Source organism: Paenibacillus sp. J31R120 (genome assembly GCF_056269225.1).
The window spans coordinates 96,249-115,846 of record NZ_JBWDNN010000004.1 but is presented as its reverse complement, the minus strand read 5'-3'; the positions used below and the strand labels follow the sequence as shown (position 1 = coordinate 115,846).

The following is a 19,598-nucleotide window of genomic DNA, read 5'->3' as shown; positions in this document are numbered from 1 at the left end:
TTACTTTATAAACTCCTCAGCACTTAACATATAAGCTCCTCAGTACTTTACATAATAAACTACTCCGCGTTTTTCTTTAAAAACTACTCCGCGCTTCATTAGTTAGGCTTCAGACCTTCCCGCTACCTCGACTTCCTAGACATAACCGCAATGGACAGCAAATAGAACAGAACCGTCGTACCCACCAGCACCGCGATACTGAGAGCTGTCGATGAGAATGTATCCCCGTATTGATAGACCACACCCATATCGAGCTTGAATTGCTGCACCGCCTCCGCACTCGCTCCTGCGAACGACGCTTCCATCGGCCGCTCCACCATGACGCTGCGAATTAAGGCACCTGCGTGCGAGACAGGGAATATCTTAATCATCCACTGCACAGGCTCCGGCAACGACCCGATCGGGATATAGATCCCAGTCAGGAAGCCGATGAGCGTACCGATAATCGTACCTGTCGTCGAGAAAGAATTGCGGCTGTTCAACAGCGATGTAATGAAAAATACGATGGAGCTGCTTGCAAGCACCGATAGCAGAATGAGACCAATCACCTTGAACCACGCAACAAGAGGCAGCCATTCTCCACCTTGCACCACTATATAAATTTCTGCCAGCACAAGCGTAACAAGACTAAGCACAACTCCGATCGTAAAGGCGCTTAGCAGATAGCCTCCAACTAGATCATAACGTTTGATTGGCGCGGCCTTGAAGTCCTTCAATATGTTCTGCGTGCGATCCTCGACCATAATGCCGAGCGCGCCAAGCGTAGCGGTGACGGATGTGACCGCCAGAATGCCCGCCATCACCCAGCTGTCCAGCAGAAATCCGATGCCTGGCGAATCCGGTACGCCTGACTTCAGCGTATCTCCAAGAAATAAAATATAAAGGCCGAGAATAATAAATACGGACATAAAGGACATAACCACGTTTCTGCGGTCGCGAAAAAACAGCTTGATATTACGACTGGCAATGACATTCATTACGCTCTCATCCCCGTTCCTGTCAAGTTAAGAAACACATCATCCATTGAACCGCTTATAATCTCAATGCCGGCAATATTTCCCTTGCATTCCTCAATAAGCGGCAGCGCATCTACTGTACGCTTCAGCGGGATATGATAGACGCCCCCTTGCACCGTATGCGGCAACGATCTTTCATTCAAATATTGGGTCAGCTCGGCCGGGCTGCTCGGTATCAGCTTCAGCACATCGGTGGCGTAGCGATCCTTCAGTTCGCTTGGCGTTCCTTTGGCAAGCAGCTTGCCATGATCCATCAGCGTAATGTAATCAGCTTGAGCGGCCTCTTCCATGTAATGCGTCGTCAGAAAGATCGTCATCCCCTGCTCCTTCTGCAGCTGGCGAATAGTCGTCCATACATGCTTGCGCGTCTGGGGGTCCAGACCGGTAGTTGGCTCGTCAAGAAACAGGACGGAAGGCGCATGAATAAGCGCCCGTGCAATATCGGCCCGCCTGCGCTGGCCGCCGGACAGTTTGCCGTAAGGCCGATCCAGGAATCCGCCGACATCGGCCACATCGACTGCCCTCGCTACCGATGCCCTCAGCTCCTTGCGCGGGAGCCTGTAGAAGCTTCCCCGAACGAAAAGGTTCTCCTTCACCGTTAAGAACGGATCGAGCAAGCTGTCCTGGAACACGATACCGATGGATGAGCGGATGCCGTCATCCTCCTTGCCCAGCCTGTAGCCACCCACGCTTACTTCCCCGCCGTCTGGTTCCAGCTGCGTCGTCAGCATATCGATTGTCGTCGACTTTCCGGCCCCATTGGGTCCCAGGAATGCGAACATGCTGCCTTGCTCCACATAAAAGTCGATGCCCTTCACAGCTTGAAGCTCCCCGAACGATTTCCGTAATTGACTCACCTCAATGATTTTATTCATGTTTCTCTCCCCTTACCTGCTCCGTATTCAGCTTACGCTGCGACAGCTGCTTGTTAATCGCTCTGGCATCAGCTTGATCCCTAATCATCAGCAAGGCGCTAACGGCAAAATACGTAAACAGAATCATGCCCAGTATCGGACCTACGTATCTCCATTCAAACGAAAACATTTCAAAGGAATACCCAATGGTGAACACAACCGCCACAATGCCTGCTATTCGGATCAAGGAAGTCAGAGCATAACTTCTGATGGGCAGCAGATCGATAATCGCAATGAGGATCGACAAGCTAACAGTCATCAGGAAGTAGATAAAGACGTCATCGACCGACATCGGCGTGAACAGCCCCGCTTTTACCAAAATCGAATAAATAATCGTAATGATCGTAAAGGCATAACAGTTGATCGTAAAATAACTCTTAAATGTAGACATGCCATCCCTCCTCAAAACTGCATTTTGTCTTTGATCGCCTGCACATAATGGCGGTTAATAATCAGCTTCTCCTTATTGACAAGCTGCGCCTCGAACTTGCCGTTCAACAGCGCCCGCACATTAGCCAACATCGCAATATTCAGGATGCAGGACTTGCTTATGCGTACAAAATGGCTGTTCGCCAAATGCTCTTCCAGTTCGTACAGCTTGTAATGGCATTCGTATACATCCTTTTCGCAGTATAGGAATGTCTTGTTATCCGTGGATTCAAAGTAATAGACATCCTCCAGCCGTATCAGATGGCTGCGTCCATCCTTCTTGCCTGTAATGGAGAATGAATACAATCTGATCTGAGCAATAAGACGCTCCAAATTTTCGTCTATGATGCCGCACTTAATCGTAATTTCGACGTCCTGATGCTCCAATGACTGGTCTATAATAAGCTTCAAGCTTACAGCTCCTCTCCGGCTTGCCGATTCCGCTTTTCTGTAACTCAGAATACCATCTTTGGCCCGCACTTCAAGGCCTTGCACGGTCAGTTGCATATAGGATGGGGTGAAATGCACACAAACAACAATAACCCGGCGCCAAGCAGGCACCGGGTCTTGCAAGCATACCGGGTTAATCCGTTCGCATAATTCGCAGCTTTCAGCGCACGACAGAGCGGCATAGTCATCATCATATAATCGCAGCACGTTAGAGGCTTGTTCGAAAAGCCTGATGGCAACCCTGCGGCGTCCATATGGTTATTCGGCGATTCTCCGTTCATACAGATTCGCGCTCCAGCCTTCTCCATCGAAGCGTCCTTGCAGATCAAAGCCTTGGCTTTGATAATACCGGTTCAGACCAGGATTGTCCGCCATACAGTCGAGACGAAGCCAGCGCTTGCCTTTGCTGCGGATGTATCCCTCCGCCCATTCCAGCAGCTCTTGACCGCCTCCTTCTCCCTTATACCGCCGGGAGACAGCCAGCCGATGAACATAACCTGCGTCATCATGATACCGCTCTCCCCAGATTTCTTCGTATGACCAGTGAACTGAGAAACAGCCGACCAGTTCCTCACCGCGCTCCGTTACGAACACCTCTTGCTCTCCGATGAATGTGTCGACCGTCTCTTGGGTGAAATCCTCCTCGCGCCATTGCCGCAAGCCGTGCGCCGAATGAATCCATCTGGCCGCTTCCTCCAACAAGCCCCGCAGCTTCACCGCATCCTCCGCGGTCGCTCTGCGGATGGCAAGCGAAGCTGGCGCATTCAGAACAGGAGCTTCGCGATTCCATAGGTATTCGAGCTTCGCTGCCGTATCGAGCGCCCGCTCTTCTCCCGCTAACCGCGCCACCGCATGCAACGCCGCATCGATGCCCGCCGTCACGCCTGCAGAGAGGATGATGCTGCCGTTGTCCACGTAACGCACTCCCTCCACGATGCGGGTGCTGGCAGGCACCGATTCACGGAGCAGATTCATGGCGCGGCTGTTGGTTGTTGCCGACAGGCCGTCCAGTAAGCCCGCTTTAGCCAACAGCAACGCACCGGTACAGACGGATATCGTGAGCTCAGCCTGCTTCGATAAGCTCCGAATCCAATCCGTCATCGCCCCGTTATGCATCTCCGTGCGCGCTCCCCAGCCCCCCGGCACGATCAGGATATCCGGTCTCGGACAATCCTCTGCGCTGTAGCTCGGAACAAGCGTAATCCCGCTAATCGAGCGGCATTCCCTCTTCTCCAGAGCCGCCGTATAGACATGGAAATCTTGCCCCCAATTGCTCGCTACTGCAAACACATCAAAAGGCCCGGCCAGATCAAGCGTATCCACTCCCTCATACATCAACACCGCTACTTGTTTAGCTTTTCCCATCATTATCGCTCCTTTGAACATAAAAAAGCATTCGATCGATGATCAAATGCTTTGCCCAGGCGAACGGCTTGTATGACAGATGTGCTCCCCCGTAGTGATCTACGTTCTCGCCAGTTACACACCCAAATATTTACTGACTATTATAAATTTTCTGACGAAAAAGTCAATCGTTTATTTCCTTCTTCTCATTCCCAACAGTACAACAATTAGAATAATGACTATGGCCGCAATCAAGCCGACCATCAGTCCGGCTGAAGTACTCCTCCCGGATTCTGATAACTGCCCCTTTTTCGAATCGCTTGCGATCGGACGGCTCTCTGCGTCATCATCCGTCGTGTCCGTTGCTGCAGGGGCATGGGATGCATCTGCAGTCGGCAGCTCGCTTGCTGGTTGGAGTTGAAGCTCCTTATCTTTCAAGTAATCCAGCTCTGCGTCTGCCAACGATAACTTTACGGTAGGCGAGCAAAGCTGATTCTCCCACTGACTGTCGATATTTTTCAAATAGTACAGATACTCCTCGCCTTCCTTGCTCACGCGACTGTCCGTCTCCCAATATCGATCTTCCAGAATCGTTAGGCGGTCAACCTCGATTCCTTTGAAGCTTTGCTTAACCTCCAATTGAATGGTGTGTTCCTCCTGACCCGCTTTTACATTCAACACTTTCGCCACAATAACTCCATCATATGTCTCATACCGCTGTTCGATTGGACCAGGCTCCACGCAAGAAAGCGCCATCGCTTGACCAGGCAGCAGGAGCCAATACGCTAACACAACCATCGTCAGCCAAACCGGTTTTCTCATCTTATCCCCCTATGCAACGATAGACGAAGAAAGCTGCCGGATTTGTTTCAAATCCGACAAATGATAAGCTCCTAAAGATTTGTTCGCCAGCGCAGCAACGCGCGAGGAAGCTGCAAGCCGAGAAATTAGGCTTAGGGAGCCAGCGAAGATGCGCTGGGCTGCTGCAAGCCGAGAAATTAGGCTTAGAGAGCTCGCGAAGATGCGCTGGGCTGCTGCAAGCCGAGAAATTAGGCTTAGAGAGTCAATCCCTGCCGCTATGCGACTCCTAAATATGACAAAAAAGCATTTGGGTAAAACCCAAATGCTTTTTGTTATGGATATTTCGAGCAGCCACGTATCGAGGCAAGCTATTTTTTTGATTTGGAGGAGAATGACGACCACGGCGAAGGCAGAATCGATATAATCTTGCCCGAATCCTGGTGTACTTCTTGACGCAGCTGCGGCTTCGCATAACGGTCAGCTGAAGTCGGCCTCTTCGACTGCTGCTGCGTTCTAGCCGGCTTGCCCGCTTGCCGCTGGGTTTGACCCTCGCGAGGACGGTCGTCCTTTGCAGGACGAGGCTGGCTCGGCTTCGCAGGGGCTTGCCCTTGCGGCTTCACTTGTTCCTTCTTCTCCTGTGGCTTAGGACCGTTCGAGCGGCTCGGCTTGTTCTCCGGCTGCCGGACTTCCCCGGATTGCAGCTTATTCTGCGGCTTCGATTGACCGGCCGCACTGGCACCCGCTTCCGCCTTTTGTGACTTAGGCTTCGCCTGTTCGACCCCATTCGCACCTGCGGATGCTGCCGCTCCTTGCGGCTTGCTCTTCTTCCGGCGAGGCTTCTTGCCGCTTCCTGCAGCGCCTTCGGCGGACTTTGCATCAGAGGAAGCCGACTTCGAAGGAGCCTGCTCTGCCGCGGCAGGAGCAGCTCCTTTCATCGGGTAGGGATGATCCTGAACAACCGGAATCCTCTTCTTGATCAGCTTCTCAATATCCTTCAGATACGGAAGCTCATCCGTCTCACAGAAGGAGATCGCTGTTCCGTCATGGCCTGCGCGGCCTGTCCGACCAATTCGATGCACGTAGGTCTCCGGAATGTTCGGCAGATTGAAGTTAATGACATGCGACAGCTCCTCCACATCAATTCCTCTTGCTGCGATATCCGTCGCTACGAGCACGCGAGTCGCGCCGCTCTTGAAGTTATTCAGCGCGTTCTGGCGCGCATTCTGCGACTTGTCGCCATGAATAGCCTGCGCCGTAATCCGCTGCTTGTTCAGTCCGCGGGCGACGCGGTCCGCGCCATGCTTCGTGCGCGTGAACACCAGCGCGGATACGATCGACTGATCCGAGAGCAGCTCGTTCAGCAGCGACTGCTTGTTCTCCTTGTCCACCAGATATAGCGATTGATGAATGCGATCTACCGTTGACGATACAGGCGTTACTTCCACCTTAATCGGGTCCGTGAGCAGACTGTCTGCAAGATGCGCGATTTCCGGCGGCATCGTTGCCGAGAAGAACAGTGTCTGACGCTTAGCCGGCAGCTTGGCAATGATTTTTTTGACATCGTTGATGAACCCCATGTCCAGCATGCGATCCGCTTCGTCCAGGACTAACATCTCTACCGCGCCCAGATGGATCACCTTTTGGTTCAGCAGGTCCATCAGACGGCCCGGCGTAGCAATCAGAATATCGGTGCCTTGGGCCAGCGCGCGTTCTTGTCCGCTCTGGGAGACGCCGCCTACGATCGCCAGGCAGCTCACCTGCGTGAACTGGCTGTACGCTTGAATATTGTCCGAGATTTGCAGCGCCAGCTCTCTCGTTGGCGACAGAATCAATCCCCGGATCGGGCGGTCTCTCCTTACCCGCTCCATGCTGCCGCTCAGCAGCTGAATCATCGGCAGTGAAAATGCTGCTGTCTTGCCCGTTCCCGTCTGCGCGCAGCCTAGCAGGTCCCGGCCCGCCAGTACGGACGGAATCGAGCGTTCCTGAATCGGTGTAGGCGCTGTATAGTTTTCTTTGCTCAAGGCTTGTAGAATGGGCTGAATAAGCTTTAATTCTTGAAAATTCATTAGTGTCGTTCTCCTATTTGAACACGCGTATGTGTTGTAATCGTATATAGCGTCTAAGGATACCACAAATAAGTGTAAAATAGTAGAAACATTCGAATATGTTCCGTAATTTGCACCTATTCCCCCAACTCCGGCGCCCTTATTCCTGCAGTTCCTCCCTCAGTCTCCCGAACCAATCCCTTGCATAGCGATGCGCTCCCAGGCCATAATTCAGCGTCAACAGCTGATATCGGAAGATACCCCGGTACGGCTCCGGCACTTCTACCCCCTCTAATTCCCGTTCCATCCGCTTAAGACCATCCCATGCCCGCTCCAGCTTATCCAAAATCTCATCAATGATGCTTTGCTTGTCCGTCCTATCCTCTACATGCCCCAGAAAAAACAGCTTCGACAACGCCGTTACTTCCAGCTTATGATCCGGCGTCTCGCTCTTCATCCAGCGAAGAAACTCCTCTCTGCCTGCCGGGAGCACGCGATACACCTTCTTAAGACGCCCGTTCTCCACAAGCTCCGCGCAAGCGACCCGCTCCTTGTCCAGCAGCTTCTTCAGCGCCGTCTGCAAACTGCCGTAGCTCGCGCTGTAGAACAAGGAAATTCCCCGCTTAAAGCTTTGATGCAGCTCATACAAGGTCTGGTTCTGAATCATCAACAGTCCCAAGATGACATGCTCCAACTCCTCACCGCCGATCCGTCCCGATTGCCGCAGTAATCAAATACCGCTATTAGCAATATATCTATTAGGGATAAGAAAAAGAACGACAGGAGGTTGCAGCATGACCGCAAAAACAGGATTAACCTCATTAAACAACCCCAAACTTACAGGGCGGTTGGACTATATTTTCCGAAAGTATGAGCAAAAAGGATTCGGCGTTCCTAAAGGGCATAAAACCGAAGTGCAGGGCCGGATCTGCTCTCCCTTACTTGGCATCGACTACCGCTTTCCAGGCGAATCCAAACCATATCATATCGCCAGCATCGGCAAGCTTTTTACGATGACGATTATAGGCATGTTGGCTGACCAGGGGCATATCGGATTAAACAATCGCATCGCCTCTTACTTCAAACAAGGGGAGCTGGATCGATTGTTCCTTTACCAAGGACGCGACTATGCCCCAGACGTGACGGTCAGCCACCTGCTTAGCCATACATCGGGGATTGGCGATTATTTTGAAGGTCCTGTCACCAGCGGACGACCTTTCGCTGACAATATCTTGTCCGATACGGAGCGGCTATGGCAACCATCCGATCTCATTGCCTTTACAAGCGAGCGACAAAAGGCAGCAGGGCCGCCCGGCAAGCAGTTCCTGTATTCGGATACCGGCTATATTCTGCTAGGGCAGCTTATCGAGAAAGTGTCCGGCCGTTCTTTTGGCAGCCTTCTTCGTACACAACTCTTTGAGCCGCTGGAGCTGAGAGACACCTATCTGATGTTTCATACTGAGCCCATAAATGTCCCTGCTCCCCCCATCTCTCCGCTCTGGTTCAAAAGACGCGACATAAGCGGCCTGAGCAGCCTGAGCTGCGACTGGTCAGGGGGAGGAATTGTCTCGACGACAGACGATCTGCTCACTTTCAGCAAAGCACTCCATGGAGGGAAACTGATCGCCCCCTCCACGCTGCAGCAATTAGCGGCGTTCCCCTATCGATTCCGTCCCGGCATCTATTATGGGCTCGGGATGATGGAGATCCGTTTCGAAGGATTATTTTTTCTGCTGCGGGGATACCCCCGGCTAAGAGGACATCTCGGCATTACTGCCGCCCATCTTCACTATGATCCTGCAAGCGATACCCATATCGCGCTCAACTTCGGCTCCGACGCGGCCATGCGCCCGAGCTTCAATGCGCTTATCGCCATTATGAACGAACTAAAGAAAACGCAAGACCATTAGCCCTCAAACAACAGGCACGCAATCCGGGATTGCGTGCCTGTTGTTTCTGCATAATGGATATATCCCCGGCATGGCGCCTAAGGCTTATTCCTCTTCTTTCTTCCCCGGCCTGCGCTCAGGCTGCTTAATAAGCGAGTAAGCGATGTGCCCGATCAATCCAAGGAACAGTCCCGTTCCTACGATAACGTAGAGCATCATGAACACCTTGCCCAGCACCGTCTGCGGCTCAAATGTAGGATGGCCTACCGTGCTGAGCGTCAGGACGCAGACATACAGCGCGTCGATGATGGACAAGCCTTCGTTCCTGACAAAAAACACCGTACCCGACAAAAGCATGACGACGACCAATATAAACAAAGCCTGAAAATTTTTCAGCTTGAATGACCGCCACAGCCCGCTAAGCAGGCGCTTCACGGTTAAGAGGAATGATACCATCGCACAAACTCCTTCTCTCGAACATTGAACAATCAGACCTATAGAATAAATCATAAATCGCAGCTTCGTCCAATGCCTGTCCAACCCTTCTATTGTAAAGCAAATCTTTGTCCTCTATTAAAAAACCCTTTCTCTCCAAAAAAGAACCGCTCCCTCCACGCCCGGGCGTCCGTGTCCAAACCAGGATTCGCCCGCCGGAATAAGCTGTAGGATATCGAAAGGGGCGAGAGTATGGACGCATGGAGAGACGAATATGAGCAGCTTCTATTCCTTCAGGACCGATCGATCGGGTTCAAAGCCATCGTCGCCATTCATAATACGAGGCTCGGCCCAGCGCTTGGCGGGTGCCGGATACGGCAATATGCGAGCGACAAGGAAGCCGTCGAAGACGCGCTCAGACTGGCCCGGAGCATGACCTATAAATCCGCACTGGCCGGAGTTCCCTATGGAGGCGGCAAGGCTGTTATTCTGGATTCCCCTGAAGCAGGTCCTCGCGAGGCTCTGTTTCGTACATTAGGAAAGCATATCCAGAAGCTGCAGGGGCAATACATTACCGGCATGGACCTGGGCTCAACCGTCGCAGACATGGATACGGTGCTTGAAGAGACGGCCTTCGTCACGGACGTCAGCGGCTCACTGGGGGCAGTCGGGGATCTGACTGCCAAGATGACAGCCTACGGGGTATGTCTCGGCATTCAGGCATCGCTGAAGCGCCTCTTCGGCTCCGAATCGCTGCTGCACCGAAGCGTAGCCGTGCAAGGACTAGGCAAGGTAGGCTATCACCTCTGCCGTTACTTAAAGGATGCTGGAGCCAGACTCACGGTAGCGGACATGGATGCCGGACGAGTCCGAATGGCCGCAAAGGAATTCGGAGCGTCCGTCGCCCGGCCGGAACATATTCTCTCGGCACCGTGTGATGTTCTCGCTCCTTGTGCACTCGGAGGCGTGCTTGACGATGGGGCGATCGGCAGACTGAATTGCCGAATTGTCGCAGGAGCAGCCAACAACCAGCTGGCCGAGGAGCGGCATGGCAGCAAGCTCCAGAAACGCGGCATTCTGTACGCACCTGACTATGCCATTAATGCGGGCGGCATTATCGTGACCGCTTCTGAGCTCAGCGGCGGAGACGCTGCGGAGGCGAAGCGTAACGTGGAGTCCATCTACCGTACGCTATCCAGCATATACGACCTTGCCGAAGCCCAGGGCATACCTACATCGCTCGCGGCGAACCGCTTGGCGGAAAGCCTGTTCCGCGACTAACCACCACCCTGCCGCACTGACCTGCCATCACAAGTCAGAAGCCTCCAAGCCCGCATGAACCTGCGGTACCGGAGGCTTCTTGAGTTCAATAGACTTGGACAAGCGTGCGGCTGCTCGCTAGCTTTTTCAAGCTTTCGCCGCTTTCACAGCCAGCGCCAGGGCGCCGCTAATCCCCGCCTTGTCGCCAAGACCGGGTTTTACAATGTAGCTATCAATGTCTTGCTCCAGAGCAGGATGATGGACATATCCCTTCAAGAGCCCCTTTACTTGCTCTCGAATGAGAGGGAACAGATGCGACTGATGCATGACGCCCCCTCCCAGGATCAGCCTCTCCGGCGACAAAATCAATATATAGTTCACGAGCGCCTGAGCCATATAATAGCTTTGCATGCGCCATGCGGCATGATCTTCGCCAAGCTCGGACGCCTTCACACCCCAACGCGCCTCTACAGCTGGTCCTGCGGCAAGCCCTTCCAGGCAATCCCCATGGAACGGGCATTTCCCCTCGTATCGGTCTTCCGGATGGCGGCGTACGGTAATATGCCCCATCTCCGGATGCGTGAGGCCATGGAGGAGCTTACCCTCCGCTACGGCTCCTGCGCCTATACCCGTGCCAATCGTCATGTAGAGGCAGCTCTGCAGCCCTTGTGCCGCTCCCCATAATAGCTCGCCCAGCGCTGCCGCATTGACGTCCGTATCAAAGCCAACCGGCACGTTCAGCTCCCGCTTCACATAGCCAACGATGTCAAAGCCGCTCCAATGCGGCTTCGGCGTGCTCGTAACGGAGCCGTATGCGGGACTGTCAACGTTCACATCGACGGGCCCGAACGTCCCGATTCCGATCGCTTCAATCCTTTTGTCTGCAAAGTAAGCCATCGCCTTGCCCATCGTTTCCTCCGGCGTGGTCGTCGGGATCGTCACCGTTTCTCGTATCGTTCCGTCCTCCTTGCCGATGCCGCATACAAATTTGGTTCCTCCGCCTTCTATCGCTCCATATACCTTCATGCCTGCATTCCCCGCATTCCTTAAGCCAGTTTTCCTATTAACGTATCAGCTAGTTTGGCAGATTTCAAGTTTGCGGCGAATAAGCGCAAGAAACCCGATGTCTCGCAAGACAACGGGTTCCCCTTGGCCCTAGTTGCAGGCTGATATTCTTATTCTATTACCATGTAATCCAGCCGCCGGTATGCTGATGCTTGCGAAGCAGATCGTACTTCTCGGCGCGCATTAATCGCTTCATGATCGTGCGGTAATTCCGGTAATCCGCCTTTCGGGCAGGCTTCAATTCTTTGTCCCGGTGAATCGCCTTAATGCCTTTGCGATGCTCTCTCAGCTTCTCGGCTCTCGGGTCCTTCAACCGCGCAGACTGTATGCCTGTACGCTTCCTCAACAAAAATGCAGTCAGACCTGTTTGCTCAACATTCAATCTTCATCCCCGTCGTGCCGGGTTAGATTATGGCAGGGCCATGGATATCGGCACAACTAATAGAAGAAGACTTTGGGATTGAACAAATAATCACCTCTACCTGAATGACTTGCCACTATTATACGACTCCTTATCTGGAAAAATCCAGCTGGAAAAGCTATATTTTCTTCCCTTTATCGTTTATAGTAAAAGTGCTTTTAATCTTGAAGCCGGGGTGCGAAATCCATGAAAAAGCTGCGTTTTTGGGTCACTTATGCTTTATTGTTTCTCGCCATAGGCGGAATAGGAGTGCTTGTCTATCAGTTTACTGAAAATTATGCTCCCGCATACGCCTACCAATTAGACGAATCCATTATCCTGCAAGACCTGAGCAACCTCAGCCAAGTGACCATCGATTATTCCGAAAAGCCTACTGTGCTTCTGTTCTTCACGTCCTGGTGTCCTTACTGCAACGAGGACGCTCCGAAGATCGTGGAACTGCACGATAAATACAAGGAATTCATAAACGTGTACGGTATTAATGTCATTCAGCGGGACGAGCTCTCTGAAGTCATCGACTACGTTGAGGAGCATAGCATCGATTATCCTGTTCTGCTGGATCAATCGAATCAGCTTTATACGAATTACGGCAGCCACGGCTTCCCCTCGATGTTTTTCATTACGCCGAATGGCGAAACCATCGATGCTATCGTCGGATCGGCGGACATCTCCTACATCGAGCAATCTTTCCTTAAGCTCATTAATTAACGGATGCACCTACAAATTAAAGAAGCCTCCCGTCTGCTTCACGCAGGCTCGGAGGCTTCTTCTCATAAGTGCGGCTATACGTATCGTTAAAATTGGCTCGCCAAAAACGCTTCAATCTCCGCTTTGTTCGGGATGGAGGATTGCGCGCCCGGCCGGGTGACGGCGATTGCGGCAGCAGCGGCGGCGAAGCGGAGCGCTTCCTCCGTCGCAAGACCGTCCGCATACGCCGCGGCATAAGCGCCGATGAACGTGTCGCCCGCAGCCGTCGTATCGACCGCCTTTACGCGGAACGCCGGAACAGCCGCGCGAGCCCCTGAGGCGCTGGCGTAGAAGCAGCCCTGCTCGCCCAGCGTCACAATGACACTGGCAGTGCCTTTGGCTAGCGCCCATTCTGCCGCTGCTTCAGCAGTGGCAGAATCGCTCACCTTCACGCCAGTGATGACAGCCGCCTCCGTCTCGTTCACGATCAGCGTATCGAGTAGCGGAAACAGATCATTCGGCAGCTCTCTTGCCGGCGCAGGATTCAGGAAGACGCGTACGGCCTGCGCATTCGCGCTGCGAATCGCGGCAACTGTCGTCTCCCACGGAATCTCATTCTGCAGCAGTACCGCATAAGCGCCATCCCACTGCACAGAAACGATATCCTCTTCTGTCACCTTCCCGTTCGCGCCAGCGGACAAAATGATATTGTTCTCGCCTTCCTCATTTACGGTGATGAGTGCAATGCCCGACGTCCCATCCTTGCGCAGGACGGATTCTGCCAGCACGCCCTTCTCTGTGAGAGAAGCGACGAGCGTATCTCCGAACGGATCAAGCCCGACAGCACCGACCATGGCGCACGCCGCTCCCGCTCTGGCGGCAGCGACAGCCTGGTTGGCCCCTTTGCCGCCCGGTACAAACTTCGTGCCGCTGCTGTGAATGGTCTCTCCCGGCAGCGGGAATTGCTTCACGTTGCTAACGACATCCATATTTACGCTTCCGATAACAAGCAGCTTTTGCAACGTTGCTATGCTCCTTTCTCCTTAAGCCTATTGCTCAACATCTGTATATACCTTCACGTCGCTAATTTCACTTTCGACCGGACCCAGACTGCCGAATCCGAACATGCCTCTTCCGAAGTAGCTATCCCGGCATTCCAGAACATTAACCCCGTTAATGTCCAGGGCAAAATGCTCCTCGTCCGCCACCAGCTTTATCCGGTATTCCTCACCGTGGCTCCAATCGTAGGCTGCGCTAATCAAGCGCTCCTGCCCGAAGTCCTCGCGGATGAAGGAGACCTTGCCCGCTCCGTCAAAACCGGCCAGATAGTGTCGCTTGATGCCCTGCGCCCGCGTAATAAGCATATGGCTTTCCCCGGCAAGCGGCTTAACCGTCGCTTCCACAATAATCTTGCCGGCATAGTAGTTGCCGGAGTAAGCGGAGCAGTCCGTCTCACTGGCGCAATACAGCGCCCCATCCTTCAGCTCCCACTTGCCGCGGTGCTGGGCGAATGGCGTGACCGAGCCAAACTCCTTGTATTGCTTCGCAAAATCTATGGCGTACTCTGCTGCTCCCGTCACATGGAACCGTCCCAGGAACAGACTGCCGATCGCGCGGTTTAAGAGCGGAGAATCGCTCTCCAGCACCCAGCCGATCTCGTCAATCACGGCTCCATCGGTATCCGGTACAGTGAAGACAACATCCGTCCACGCTCCGCATGCAGGTGCGAACGAGGCAAGCTTCACTTCTTCCTTCGTATGCGTATTACGCACGTAAGGCGTCAGCCTCAGCGGCTCTCCCTCCCATTGGTCGAGGTAGAACGTCGCCGATACTTGCTGACCCGCAGCGATAAGCGGCGCAAAGGTCGGCTTGTACTTCTCGTCGTTGAACTCCTCGCGGCGGTGGAACGGCTTGAAGTACAGCTTGCTGCTGTCGCCCGTTACGAGGCGGTCGAACACCACCTCAAGCGAGCCGCGGCTATCCTTCGTATGCTGCGCCGAATGACGGACGACCGGCGTCTTGAAGCTGTTGCTTGTACGGAACCCGTGCGTCGAGCCCGGCAGATCGAAGTCGAAGTAGACCTCTCCCGGCTTCACGCGCTGAGCCAGCTGCTCCGGCGCTTCCACGCCGTTCACCCGATAACCGAGCAGCGCCAGCTCCTTCGAGAACGTCGGGAAGTCGACCAGATTGAGGTAACCCGAGACGCTGGAGGCGACGATAAAGTCATTGATCGGCTTGCGGTAATGCGCCGGAATGCCATCCAGCCCCGCCATTACGCCCAGTATAGTTCCTACATTGCCCGCATTGCAATCCGTGTCCCAGCCGCACATCGAGGCAATCTCCACCGTACGCGCGAAGTCCCCTTCGCCGTACAGCATCGCCAGCACGCAGACGCCCGCATTCGGGATGATATGGCAGACGCCGGTATATTTGTCATAGCCCCAATGCTCATCCAGGTAGTACCAGCATGCCCGGAAGTCCTCCGGGTTGTCGCGATGGAACTCCATTACGGCATGCACCACTTTGGCATAGGTAGAGTCCGCCGGAATGACGCTCAGTCCGGCTTCGATGACGTCATCGATCGACTTGGTCTCGAAGGCCTTCGCAATACAGGCGGCCATGAACCGCGCGCCATATAAACCGTTGCCGTCATGGGATACGCTGGCGGCCTTTTCCGCATAGTCCGCTGCTTTCTGAACATTGCCCGGGAACAGGAGGCCCCAGGAATCGATAAAGATCTGGCCGCCGATCTGCTCCGCCATCTCCAGCCCGTTCACCTCAATAGAGCCGGAACGCGGGGCGGGAATGCCCCTTTGCAAATTCAGATAAGCGGTATGCTCGGTGCTGACGTTCTCGCCGCCCCACCAGAACATGCCAATGCCCTCCCTGGCGTAATTCAGCCACGACTTTCCGACATCATCAGGCTCCAGCTCGCGGTCGACAGCATCGTCGTATAACGCGCGAAGGAAGAAGACCGGCCCGTTCGCGTCGTCATCCGCGGAAAATGTCTTGTAATCCTTCACATAGTTGCGGATATCTCCATATACGTCGCGAATGCGGTCATGCGTCCATACGACAGGCTCGATCGGCGCTCCCAGCCGGATGCCGACATTCATACCAAGAAAGCCGGCATAGATCGTTTCTACATAATTGTTCGGTATCATTTCTCTCACTCCCGTCCCTCTTGCGTTAACCCCAAGCTCTTTGTCTACTGGTATCAGCTTCTAATTCAATATGACTCTTCTTGCTTCATGCGCACGGAGATCATCCTTGATGATATTCGCCGCCATGTCGCTGAATCGATCGGCAATGGCGAACAGGTCCAGCCGGTTCACCTTGTTCAGCTGCTCAATATCAGATGCCTGGATGACTTCATGCCCATACATCGCTCCTAATATGACGCCAGCCATCACGCCTATGGAGTCCGTGTCGCGGCCGGAATTGACCCCGTCCAGAATGGAGCGGTAATAGTCGCCGTCATTCAGCACGATAAAAGCAAGTGCCATCGGCAGTTCCTCAATTGACCAGAGGCGGCTTGGCGTATAGTGATTGCTCGGCACGCCGACCTTGTCGATATGGCGGCTCACATCGTCGCCCATAGGCGAATACTTAAGCATAATCGCCTGGAATTCAGCGATCACCTTGTCCATATTGTCCCGCTCGGCGCGCAACGCTCTGGCCTTAACTGTCAGCTCCTTGATCGCAGCCTTCGTGCCGTCCTTTGCCAGGCTTACCGCCGTCTCTACGATATCGTCTACCGTCACGCCCGGCTCGAACGCCTTGGCTACGCAAGCGGCGAGCACGCCGGCCGCCTCCAGTCCATAGCTGTTCTGATGCCCCATGGCGAACAGAATCGCTTCATCATAAGCCGCCTTCGGATGACCTGCGTTCACAATCCCGATAGGGGCGATATACATCGCCGCCCCGCAGTTCACCATGTTGCCCATGCCGCCCTCTCTGGGATCGCAGTTTGCAAGCACGTGGCGCATAAAGATGTATTTTTCCGGGTAAAACAGTCGGTCGATAATGTATGTCTCCTGATTCAGCTCCGGCACAAATGTCTTCCGGAAGGCGATCTCCTTCACGAATTCATTGCCCATGTCGTAGGCGTCCAGATGACGGCCTTCCGTCAGATACACATTCATCAGCGCAACCGTCATGAGCGTATCGTCGGTCACAATGCCGTCGCCCCTCACTCGCCCAAGCCGGACGTCTGCGGGCAGGTCCATCTTATGCCAGCGGGTCATAATCGACTCCACTCGGCCATACTGCGACTTGATCCCCTCATAGGTCAGCTTCTCGATCGGCGCTCCCATTGCGTCGCCCAGCGCGGTCGATGCGACCACGCCTCTCACTCGGTCACGAAACGAAGTCATGGCATTAGCTCCTTACTTGATGTTTTCGTTAGCGTATTTTGTAACGTCTGTTCCGCCGGCTGCGTTCCAAGCTTCTACGAACTTGTCGAACTCGGACAGGTTTTTCTTGCCGGTAATGAAGTCGGTCGCATATTCCTTGTACAGGTTGTTCATCGCATCCCAATTCGCAATGAATTGCTCCGGAATAATAAAGTTATTGTCTTCTGTATAGAAGTCAGATGCAGCCTGCAACGAGTTCGATCCTGGCTCACCCAGCAATGGCGTCTTCAGCGGAGTTTCGGATTTCATCTCCAGCGGCTCCCAGAAGCGCGCGTACCACTCGCTGTAGTACTTGTCGTTCAGCTCGATCTGCCCGTCAACCACAGTGTAGTGCTCGTTCTCAAAGCCGAGACGGTCCAGCATTTGGCCCTTCGGGCTGGCGAGGTAATCGAATACTTTGAACGCTACGTCCTTATGCTTTGATTGCGAAGAGATGGCCAGACCTCTGGATTCCTTAGTTACGTCAGTTGCGCCGAAGCCTTGCGCTTCGCCTTTGGCAGGCGGCAATACAACCAGCTTCGCGCCGTCGCCGTTCAGCTCTGTCATTCTGCCGTCATACAGGTCGATGATTTTACCCGCTGTGCCTGTAATCACTGCCGCATCGCCTTTGTAGAACGCATCTTCCTTCGTATCCCATTGCTTCGTGATGAATTGCGGGTCCAGAAGGCCTTCGTTGTACAGCTTGTTGTAGAACGCCAGCTTTTCTTTTTCGTTTTGCGATACTTTGGAATACTCGTATGTGCCGTCTTCCTTCTTCAGCCAAGTGGTATCCAGACCGAATGCGGAGTTGAATATGAAGTTGATCTCTGCGATATCGCCAGCAGCGGTCAGCGCATAGCCAGGCTTGTCGCCGCCAGGCTTCTTCTCTACAAGCTCCTTGAAGAAGGCATAGTAATTGTCGACTGTCGGATTCTCAAGCAGCGCCTTGGAGCTGTCCATCGCATTCAGCCAATCCGCGCGCACGACCGGCGTCTTCGACGCAAGCGGCTTGATCCACATCAGGTACGGATAGCTCGCCATTCTTGTTGCGTTATGCGGCTCGATGATGTCTTTGACATACTTGGAATTTTCGATATATGGCGTCAGGTCCTCCAGCAGCCCTTGCTCGGAGATTTGCTGATCACCGCCTTGGAAGTAGATAACATCAGGGATTGTGCCGCCGAGCAGGAGCAGATTCAGGTTTTCGGCATAGCTGCCTTGCGCCAGGTCGACCAGCTCGAACTTCACGTTCAGCCCTTCGTCCTCCTTAAGCGCTTTCTCTAGCGTCTCGAAAAACTTGACCGACACCGGGTTAGCTGTTCCTTCATCTTTGTATACGATCTTCAGCGTTACGGGATCGGCGCTAGGATTCGGTGAAGCGGTTCCGGGTTCATTCGACGGTTGGTTGCTGCCAGGCGAGTTCGAGTTGGAGCTGCAAGCGGCTATAACCGTAACCAGCATTGCGATGATGAGTACCAGGCTTACTTTTTTCATGGTTGATTCTCCCCTTTAATAAATTGGCACTTCCATTCCTGCTTTCGCAGAGTCTTCCCGAGCTACTAATCCTTCACCCCTCCTTCAAGCGCTCCTTTCGCGTAATACTTCAGAATAAACGGATATAGGATCAGCAGCGGCACAATCGCAATCATTATCGTACCGGCTTGCAGGGAAGCAAAATCAAAGACAACGGAGCTGTCGAACAGATTGTTCTGGTTGCCGATAATGGACGTATTGTCCTTCCGGACAACGAACTGCCTCAGCACCACCTGCAGCGGCCACTTGCTTGGCTCGGAGATGTAGATGGTAGCTCTGAAATATTCGTTCCAGCGGAATACGCCGTAGAACAGACCCATCGTCGCAAGTCCCGGCTTGGATAACGGCAGCAAGATTCTGGTGTACATGCGGAAGTGACCCGCTCCGTCGATTCGTGCCGCTTCCATGATCTCCTCCGGAATGTCCTGGAAGAACCGCATGAGGATGAACAGGTAGTACACGTTCACGGCTTTGTACAGGATGAGCGCCGTTAGTTTGTTCATCAGTCCAAGGTCTTTCACCAGCAAGTATTCTGGAATAAGACCCGGCTCAAATACCATGATGACGATCAGGAAGAGCAGCACGAACTTCTTCCCGATAAAGTTCGTTCTGGCCAGCACATATGCCGCCATCGACGTCAGGATCAGGTTAAGCAAGGTGCCGACGCCCGTAATCCAGACCGAATTGACGATACTGCCCGTAATAAGCGGGTTGGACAAGAGCAGCTCGTAGTTCATGAGCGAGAAGCCCTTCGGTATAATGTCGAGGCCGCTCATCAGATGGGCTCTTCCAGGTGCGGTCAAAGACAGCGCCAGCAGGTTCAGGATCGGAACCAGCACGGCGAGCGTGGACAGAAACAGAATGACGTAGATGATAATTTTCGATAGTTCCAGTCGTCTCATTGCATAGTCCCTC

At 53.6% G+C, this 19,598-nt stretch carries 19 protein-coding genes and 1 riboswitch; of the genes, 3 read left to right on the top strand and 16 right to left on the bottom strand.

Going from position 1 to position 19,598, the window contains the following annotated elements; all coding sequences use genetic code 11:
* Positions 1–122: 122 nt before the first annotated feature.
* The 8 genes from AC0YNW_RS16005 to AC0YNW_RS15970 all read right to left on the bottom strand — a co-directional run bounded on the left by AC0YNW_RS16005 (position 123) and on the right by AC0YNW_RS15970 (position 7,678).
* Positions 123–977, bottom strand: a complete 855-nt coding sequence (locus AC0YNW_RS16005) for an ABC transporter permease (protein ID WP_475832784.1) — start codon at positions 975–977, stop codon at positions 123–125.
* The gene (locus AC0YNW_RS16000; protein ID WP_475832783.1) at positions 977–1,891 is read right to left on the bottom strand and encodes an ABC transporter ATP-binding protein; all 915 of its coding nucleotides are present in this window, start codon (positions 1,889–1,891) and stop codon (positions 977–979) included. Before AC0YNW_RS16000 ends, AC0YNW_RS16005 begins: the two co-directional genes overlap by 1 nt.
* A complete protein-coding gene (locus AC0YNW_RS15995; RefSeq protein ID WP_387470783.1) occupies positions 1,884–2,321 on the bottom strand; it encodes a hypothetical protein in 438 nt (145 codons plus the stop codon). The genes AC0YNW_RS16000 and AC0YNW_RS15995 overlap by 8 nt, the downstream gene beginning before the upstream one ends.
* A gap of 11 nt (positions 2,322–2,332) precedes the next feature.
* Positions 2,333–2,770 carry a LytTR family DNA-binding domain-containing protein gene (locus AC0YNW_RS15990; RefSeq protein WP_475832782.1) on the bottom strand — a complete coding sequence of 146 codons (438 nt, stop codon included), beginning with the start codon at positions 2,768–2,770 and terminating at the stop codon, positions 2,333–2,335.
* Positions 2,771–3,067: 297 nt separating this feature from the next.
* The gene (locus AC0YNW_RS15985) at positions 3,068–4,177 is read right to left on the bottom strand and encodes a GNAT family N-acetyltransferase (protein WP_475832781.1); all 1,110 of its coding nucleotides are present in this window, start codon (positions 4,175–4,177) and stop codon (positions 3,068–3,070) included.
* 43 nt (positions 4,178–4,220) lie between these two features.
* A riboswitch (ZMP/ZTP riboswitch) is annotated at positions 4,221–4,302 on the bottom strand.
* 43 nt (positions 4,303–4,345) lie between these two features.
* On the bottom strand, positions 4,346–4,975 hold the full coding sequence (locus tag AC0YNW_RS15980; RefSeq protein WP_475832780.1) for a hypothetical protein: 630 nt from the start codon (positions 4,973–4,975) through the stop codon (positions 4,346–4,348).
* Between the two features lie 347 nt (positions 4,976–5,322).
* On the bottom strand, positions 5,323–7,020 hold the full coding sequence (locus AC0YNW_RS15975; protein WP_475832779.1) for a DEAD/DEAH box helicase: 1,698 nt from the start codon (positions 7,018–7,020) through the stop codon (positions 5,323–5,325).
* A gap of 139 nt (positions 7,021–7,159) precedes the next feature.
* On the bottom strand, positions 7,160–7,678 hold the full coding sequence (locus AC0YNW_RS15970; protein ID WP_475832778.1) for a PadR family transcriptional regulator: 519 nt from the start codon (positions 7,676–7,678) through the stop codon (positions 7,160–7,162).
* A gap of 115 nt (positions 7,679–7,793) precedes the next feature.
* Between AC0YNW_RS15970 and AC0YNW_RS15965 the strand changes: the two genes are divergently transcribed.
* Positions 7,794–8,909, top strand: a complete 1,116-nt coding sequence (locus tag AC0YNW_RS15965; RefSeq protein ID WP_475832777.1) for a serine hydrolase domain-containing protein — start codon at positions 7,794–7,796, stop codon at positions 8,907–8,909.
* A gap of 84 nt (positions 8,910–8,993) precedes the next feature.
* On the opposite strand, the gene AC0YNW_RS15960 is transcribed toward AC0YNW_RS15965, so the two are convergent.
* Positions 8,994–9,344 (bottom strand): potassium channel family protein, encoded by a 351-nt coding sequence (locus AC0YNW_RS15960; RefSeq protein ID WP_475832776.1) that lies wholly within the window; start codon positions 9,342–9,344, stop codon positions 8,994–8,996.
* Positions 9,345–9,575: 231 nt separating this feature from the next.
* On the opposite strand from AC0YNW_RS15960, the gene AC0YNW_RS15955 reads away from it, so the two are divergent.
* Complete coding sequence (locus AC0YNW_RS15955; protein WP_475832775.1) at positions 9,576–10,604, top strand: Leu/Phe/Val dehydrogenase; 1,029 nt, start codon at positions 9,576–9,578, stop codon at positions 10,602–10,604.
* A gap of 126 nt (positions 10,605–10,730) precedes the next feature.
* Here AC0YNW_RS15955 and AC0YNW_RS15950 read toward each other — a convergent pair whose 3' ends face one another.
* Together AC0YNW_RS15950 and AC0YNW_RS15945 are read right to left on the bottom strand one after the other, a co-directional pair.
* Positions 10,731–11,609, bottom strand: coding sequence for an ROK family protein (locus tag AC0YNW_RS15950; RefSeq protein ID WP_475832774.1), 879 nt, complete (start codon positions 11,607–11,609; stop codon positions 10,731–10,733).
* A gap of 157 nt (positions 11,610–11,766) precedes the next feature.
* Positions 11,767–12,030, bottom strand: coding sequence for a hypothetical protein (locus tag AC0YNW_RS15945; RefSeq protein WP_475832773.1), 264 nt, complete (start codon positions 12,028–12,030; stop codon positions 11,767–11,769).
* A 225-nt stretch (positions 12,031–12,255) separates the two neighbouring features.
* Here AC0YNW_RS15945 and AC0YNW_RS15940 point away from each other — a divergent pair, with 225 nt between their 5' ends.
* A complete protein-coding gene (locus tag AC0YNW_RS15940; RefSeq protein ID WP_387470761.1) occupies positions 12,256–12,777 on the top strand; it encodes a TlpA family protein disulfide reductase in 522 nt (173 codons plus the stop codon).
* Positions 12,778–12,863: 86 nt separating this feature from the next.
* Here the strand turns inward: AC0YNW_RS15940 and rbsK are convergent, their stop codons facing one another.
* The 5 genes from rbsK to AC0YNW_RS15915 all read right to left on the bottom strand — a co-directional run bounded on the left by rbsK (position 12,864) and on the right by AC0YNW_RS15915 (position 19,585).
* Entirely contained in the window at positions 12,864–13,778 is a 915-nt protein-coding gene (rbsK, locus tag AC0YNW_RS15935) for a ribokinase (RefSeq protein ID WP_475832772.1), read from the bottom strand.
* Positions 13,779–13,805: 27 nt separating this feature from the next.
* A complete protein-coding gene (locus tag AC0YNW_RS15930) occupies positions 13,806–15,920 on the bottom strand; it encodes an ADP-ribosylglycohydrolase family protein (protein ID WP_475833152.1) in 2,115 nt (704 codons plus the stop codon).
* A 60-nt stretch (positions 15,921–15,980) separates the two neighbouring features.
* Complete coding sequence (locus tag AC0YNW_RS15925) at positions 15,981–17,132, bottom strand: ADP-ribosylglycohydrolase family protein (protein ID WP_475832771.1); 1,152 nt, start codon at positions 17,130–17,132, stop codon at positions 15,981–15,983.
* 12 nt (positions 17,133–17,144) lie between these two features.
* Positions 17,145–18,644 (bottom strand): extracellular solute-binding protein, encoded by a 1,500-nt coding sequence (locus tag AC0YNW_RS15920; RefSeq protein WP_475832770.1) that lies wholly within the window; start codon positions 18,642–18,644, stop codon positions 17,145–17,147.
* A gap of 65 nt (positions 18,645–18,709) precedes the next feature.
* The gene (locus AC0YNW_RS15915) at positions 18,710–19,585 is read right to left on the bottom strand and encodes a carbohydrate ABC transporter permease (RefSeq protein ID WP_475832769.1); all 876 of its coding nucleotides are present in this window, start codon (positions 19,583–19,585) and stop codon (positions 18,710–18,712) included.
* Positions 19,586–19,598: the final 13 nt, after the last annotated feature.

Excerpts from the sequence above, each read along its gene's own strand:
- AC0YNW_RS16000 (WP_475832783.1), bottom strand. The coding sequence starts at position 1,891 with ATGAATAAAATCATTGAGGTGAGTCAATTACGGAAATCGTTCGGGGAG.
- AC0YNW_RS15940 (WP_387470761.1), top strand. The coding sequence starts at position 12,256 with ATGAAAAAGCTGCGTTTTTGGGTCACTTATGCTTTATTGTTTCTCGCC.
- AC0YNW_RS15920 (WP_475832770.1), bottom strand. The coding sequence starts at position 18,644 with ATGAAAAAAGTAAGCCTGGTACTCATCATCGCAATGCTGGTTACGGTT.
- AC0YNW_RS15925 (WP_475832771.1), bottom strand. The coding sequence starts at position 17,132 with ATGACTTCGTTTCGTGACCGAGTGAGAGGCGTGGTCGCATCGACCGCG.
- AC0YNW_RS15960 (WP_475832776.1), bottom strand. The coding sequence starts at position 9,344 with ATGGTATCATTCCTCTTAACCGTGAAGCGCCTGCTTAGCGGGCTGTGG.
- AC0YNW_RS15985 (WP_475832781.1), bottom strand. The coding sequence starts at position 4,177 with ATGATGGGAAAAGCTAAACAAGTAGCGGTGTTGATGTATGAGGGAGTG.
- AC0YNW_RS15980 (WP_475832780.1), bottom strand. The coding sequence starts at position 4,975 with ATGAGAAAACCGGTTTGGCTGACGATGGTTGTGTTAGCGTATTGGCTC.
- AC0YNW_RS15950 (WP_475832774.1), bottom strand. The coding sequence starts at position 11,609 with ATGAAGGTATATGGAGCGATAGAAGGCGGAGGAACCAAATTTGTATGC.
- AC0YNW_RS15975 (WP_475832779.1), bottom strand. The coding sequence starts at position 7,020 with ATGAATTTTCAAGAATTAAAGCTTATTCAGCCCATTCTACAAGCCTTG.
- AC0YNW_RS15995 (WP_387470783.1), bottom strand. The coding sequence starts at position 2,321 with ATGTCTACATTTAAGAGTTATTTTACGATCAACTGTTATGCCTTTACG.
- AC0YNW_RS15965 (WP_475832777.1), top strand. The coding sequence starts at position 7,794 with ATGACCGCAAAAACAGGATTAACCTCATTAAACAACCCCAAACTTACA.
- AC0YNW_RS15930 (WP_475833152.1), bottom strand. The coding sequence starts at position 15,920 with ATGATACCGAACAATTATGTAGAAACGATCTATGCCGGCTTTCTTGGT.
- AC0YNW_RS15955 (WP_475832775.1), top strand. The coding sequence starts at position 9,576 with ATGGACGCATGGAGAGACGAATATGAGCAGCTTCTATTCCTTCAGGAC.
- AC0YNW_RS15915 (WP_475832769.1), bottom strand. The coding sequence starts at position 19,585 with ATGAGACGACTGGAACTATCGAAAATTATCATCTACGTCATTCTGTTT.
- AC0YNW_RS16005 (WP_475832784.1), bottom strand. The coding sequence starts at position 977 with ATGAATGTCATTGCCAGTCGTAATATCAAGCTGTTTTTTCGCGACCGC.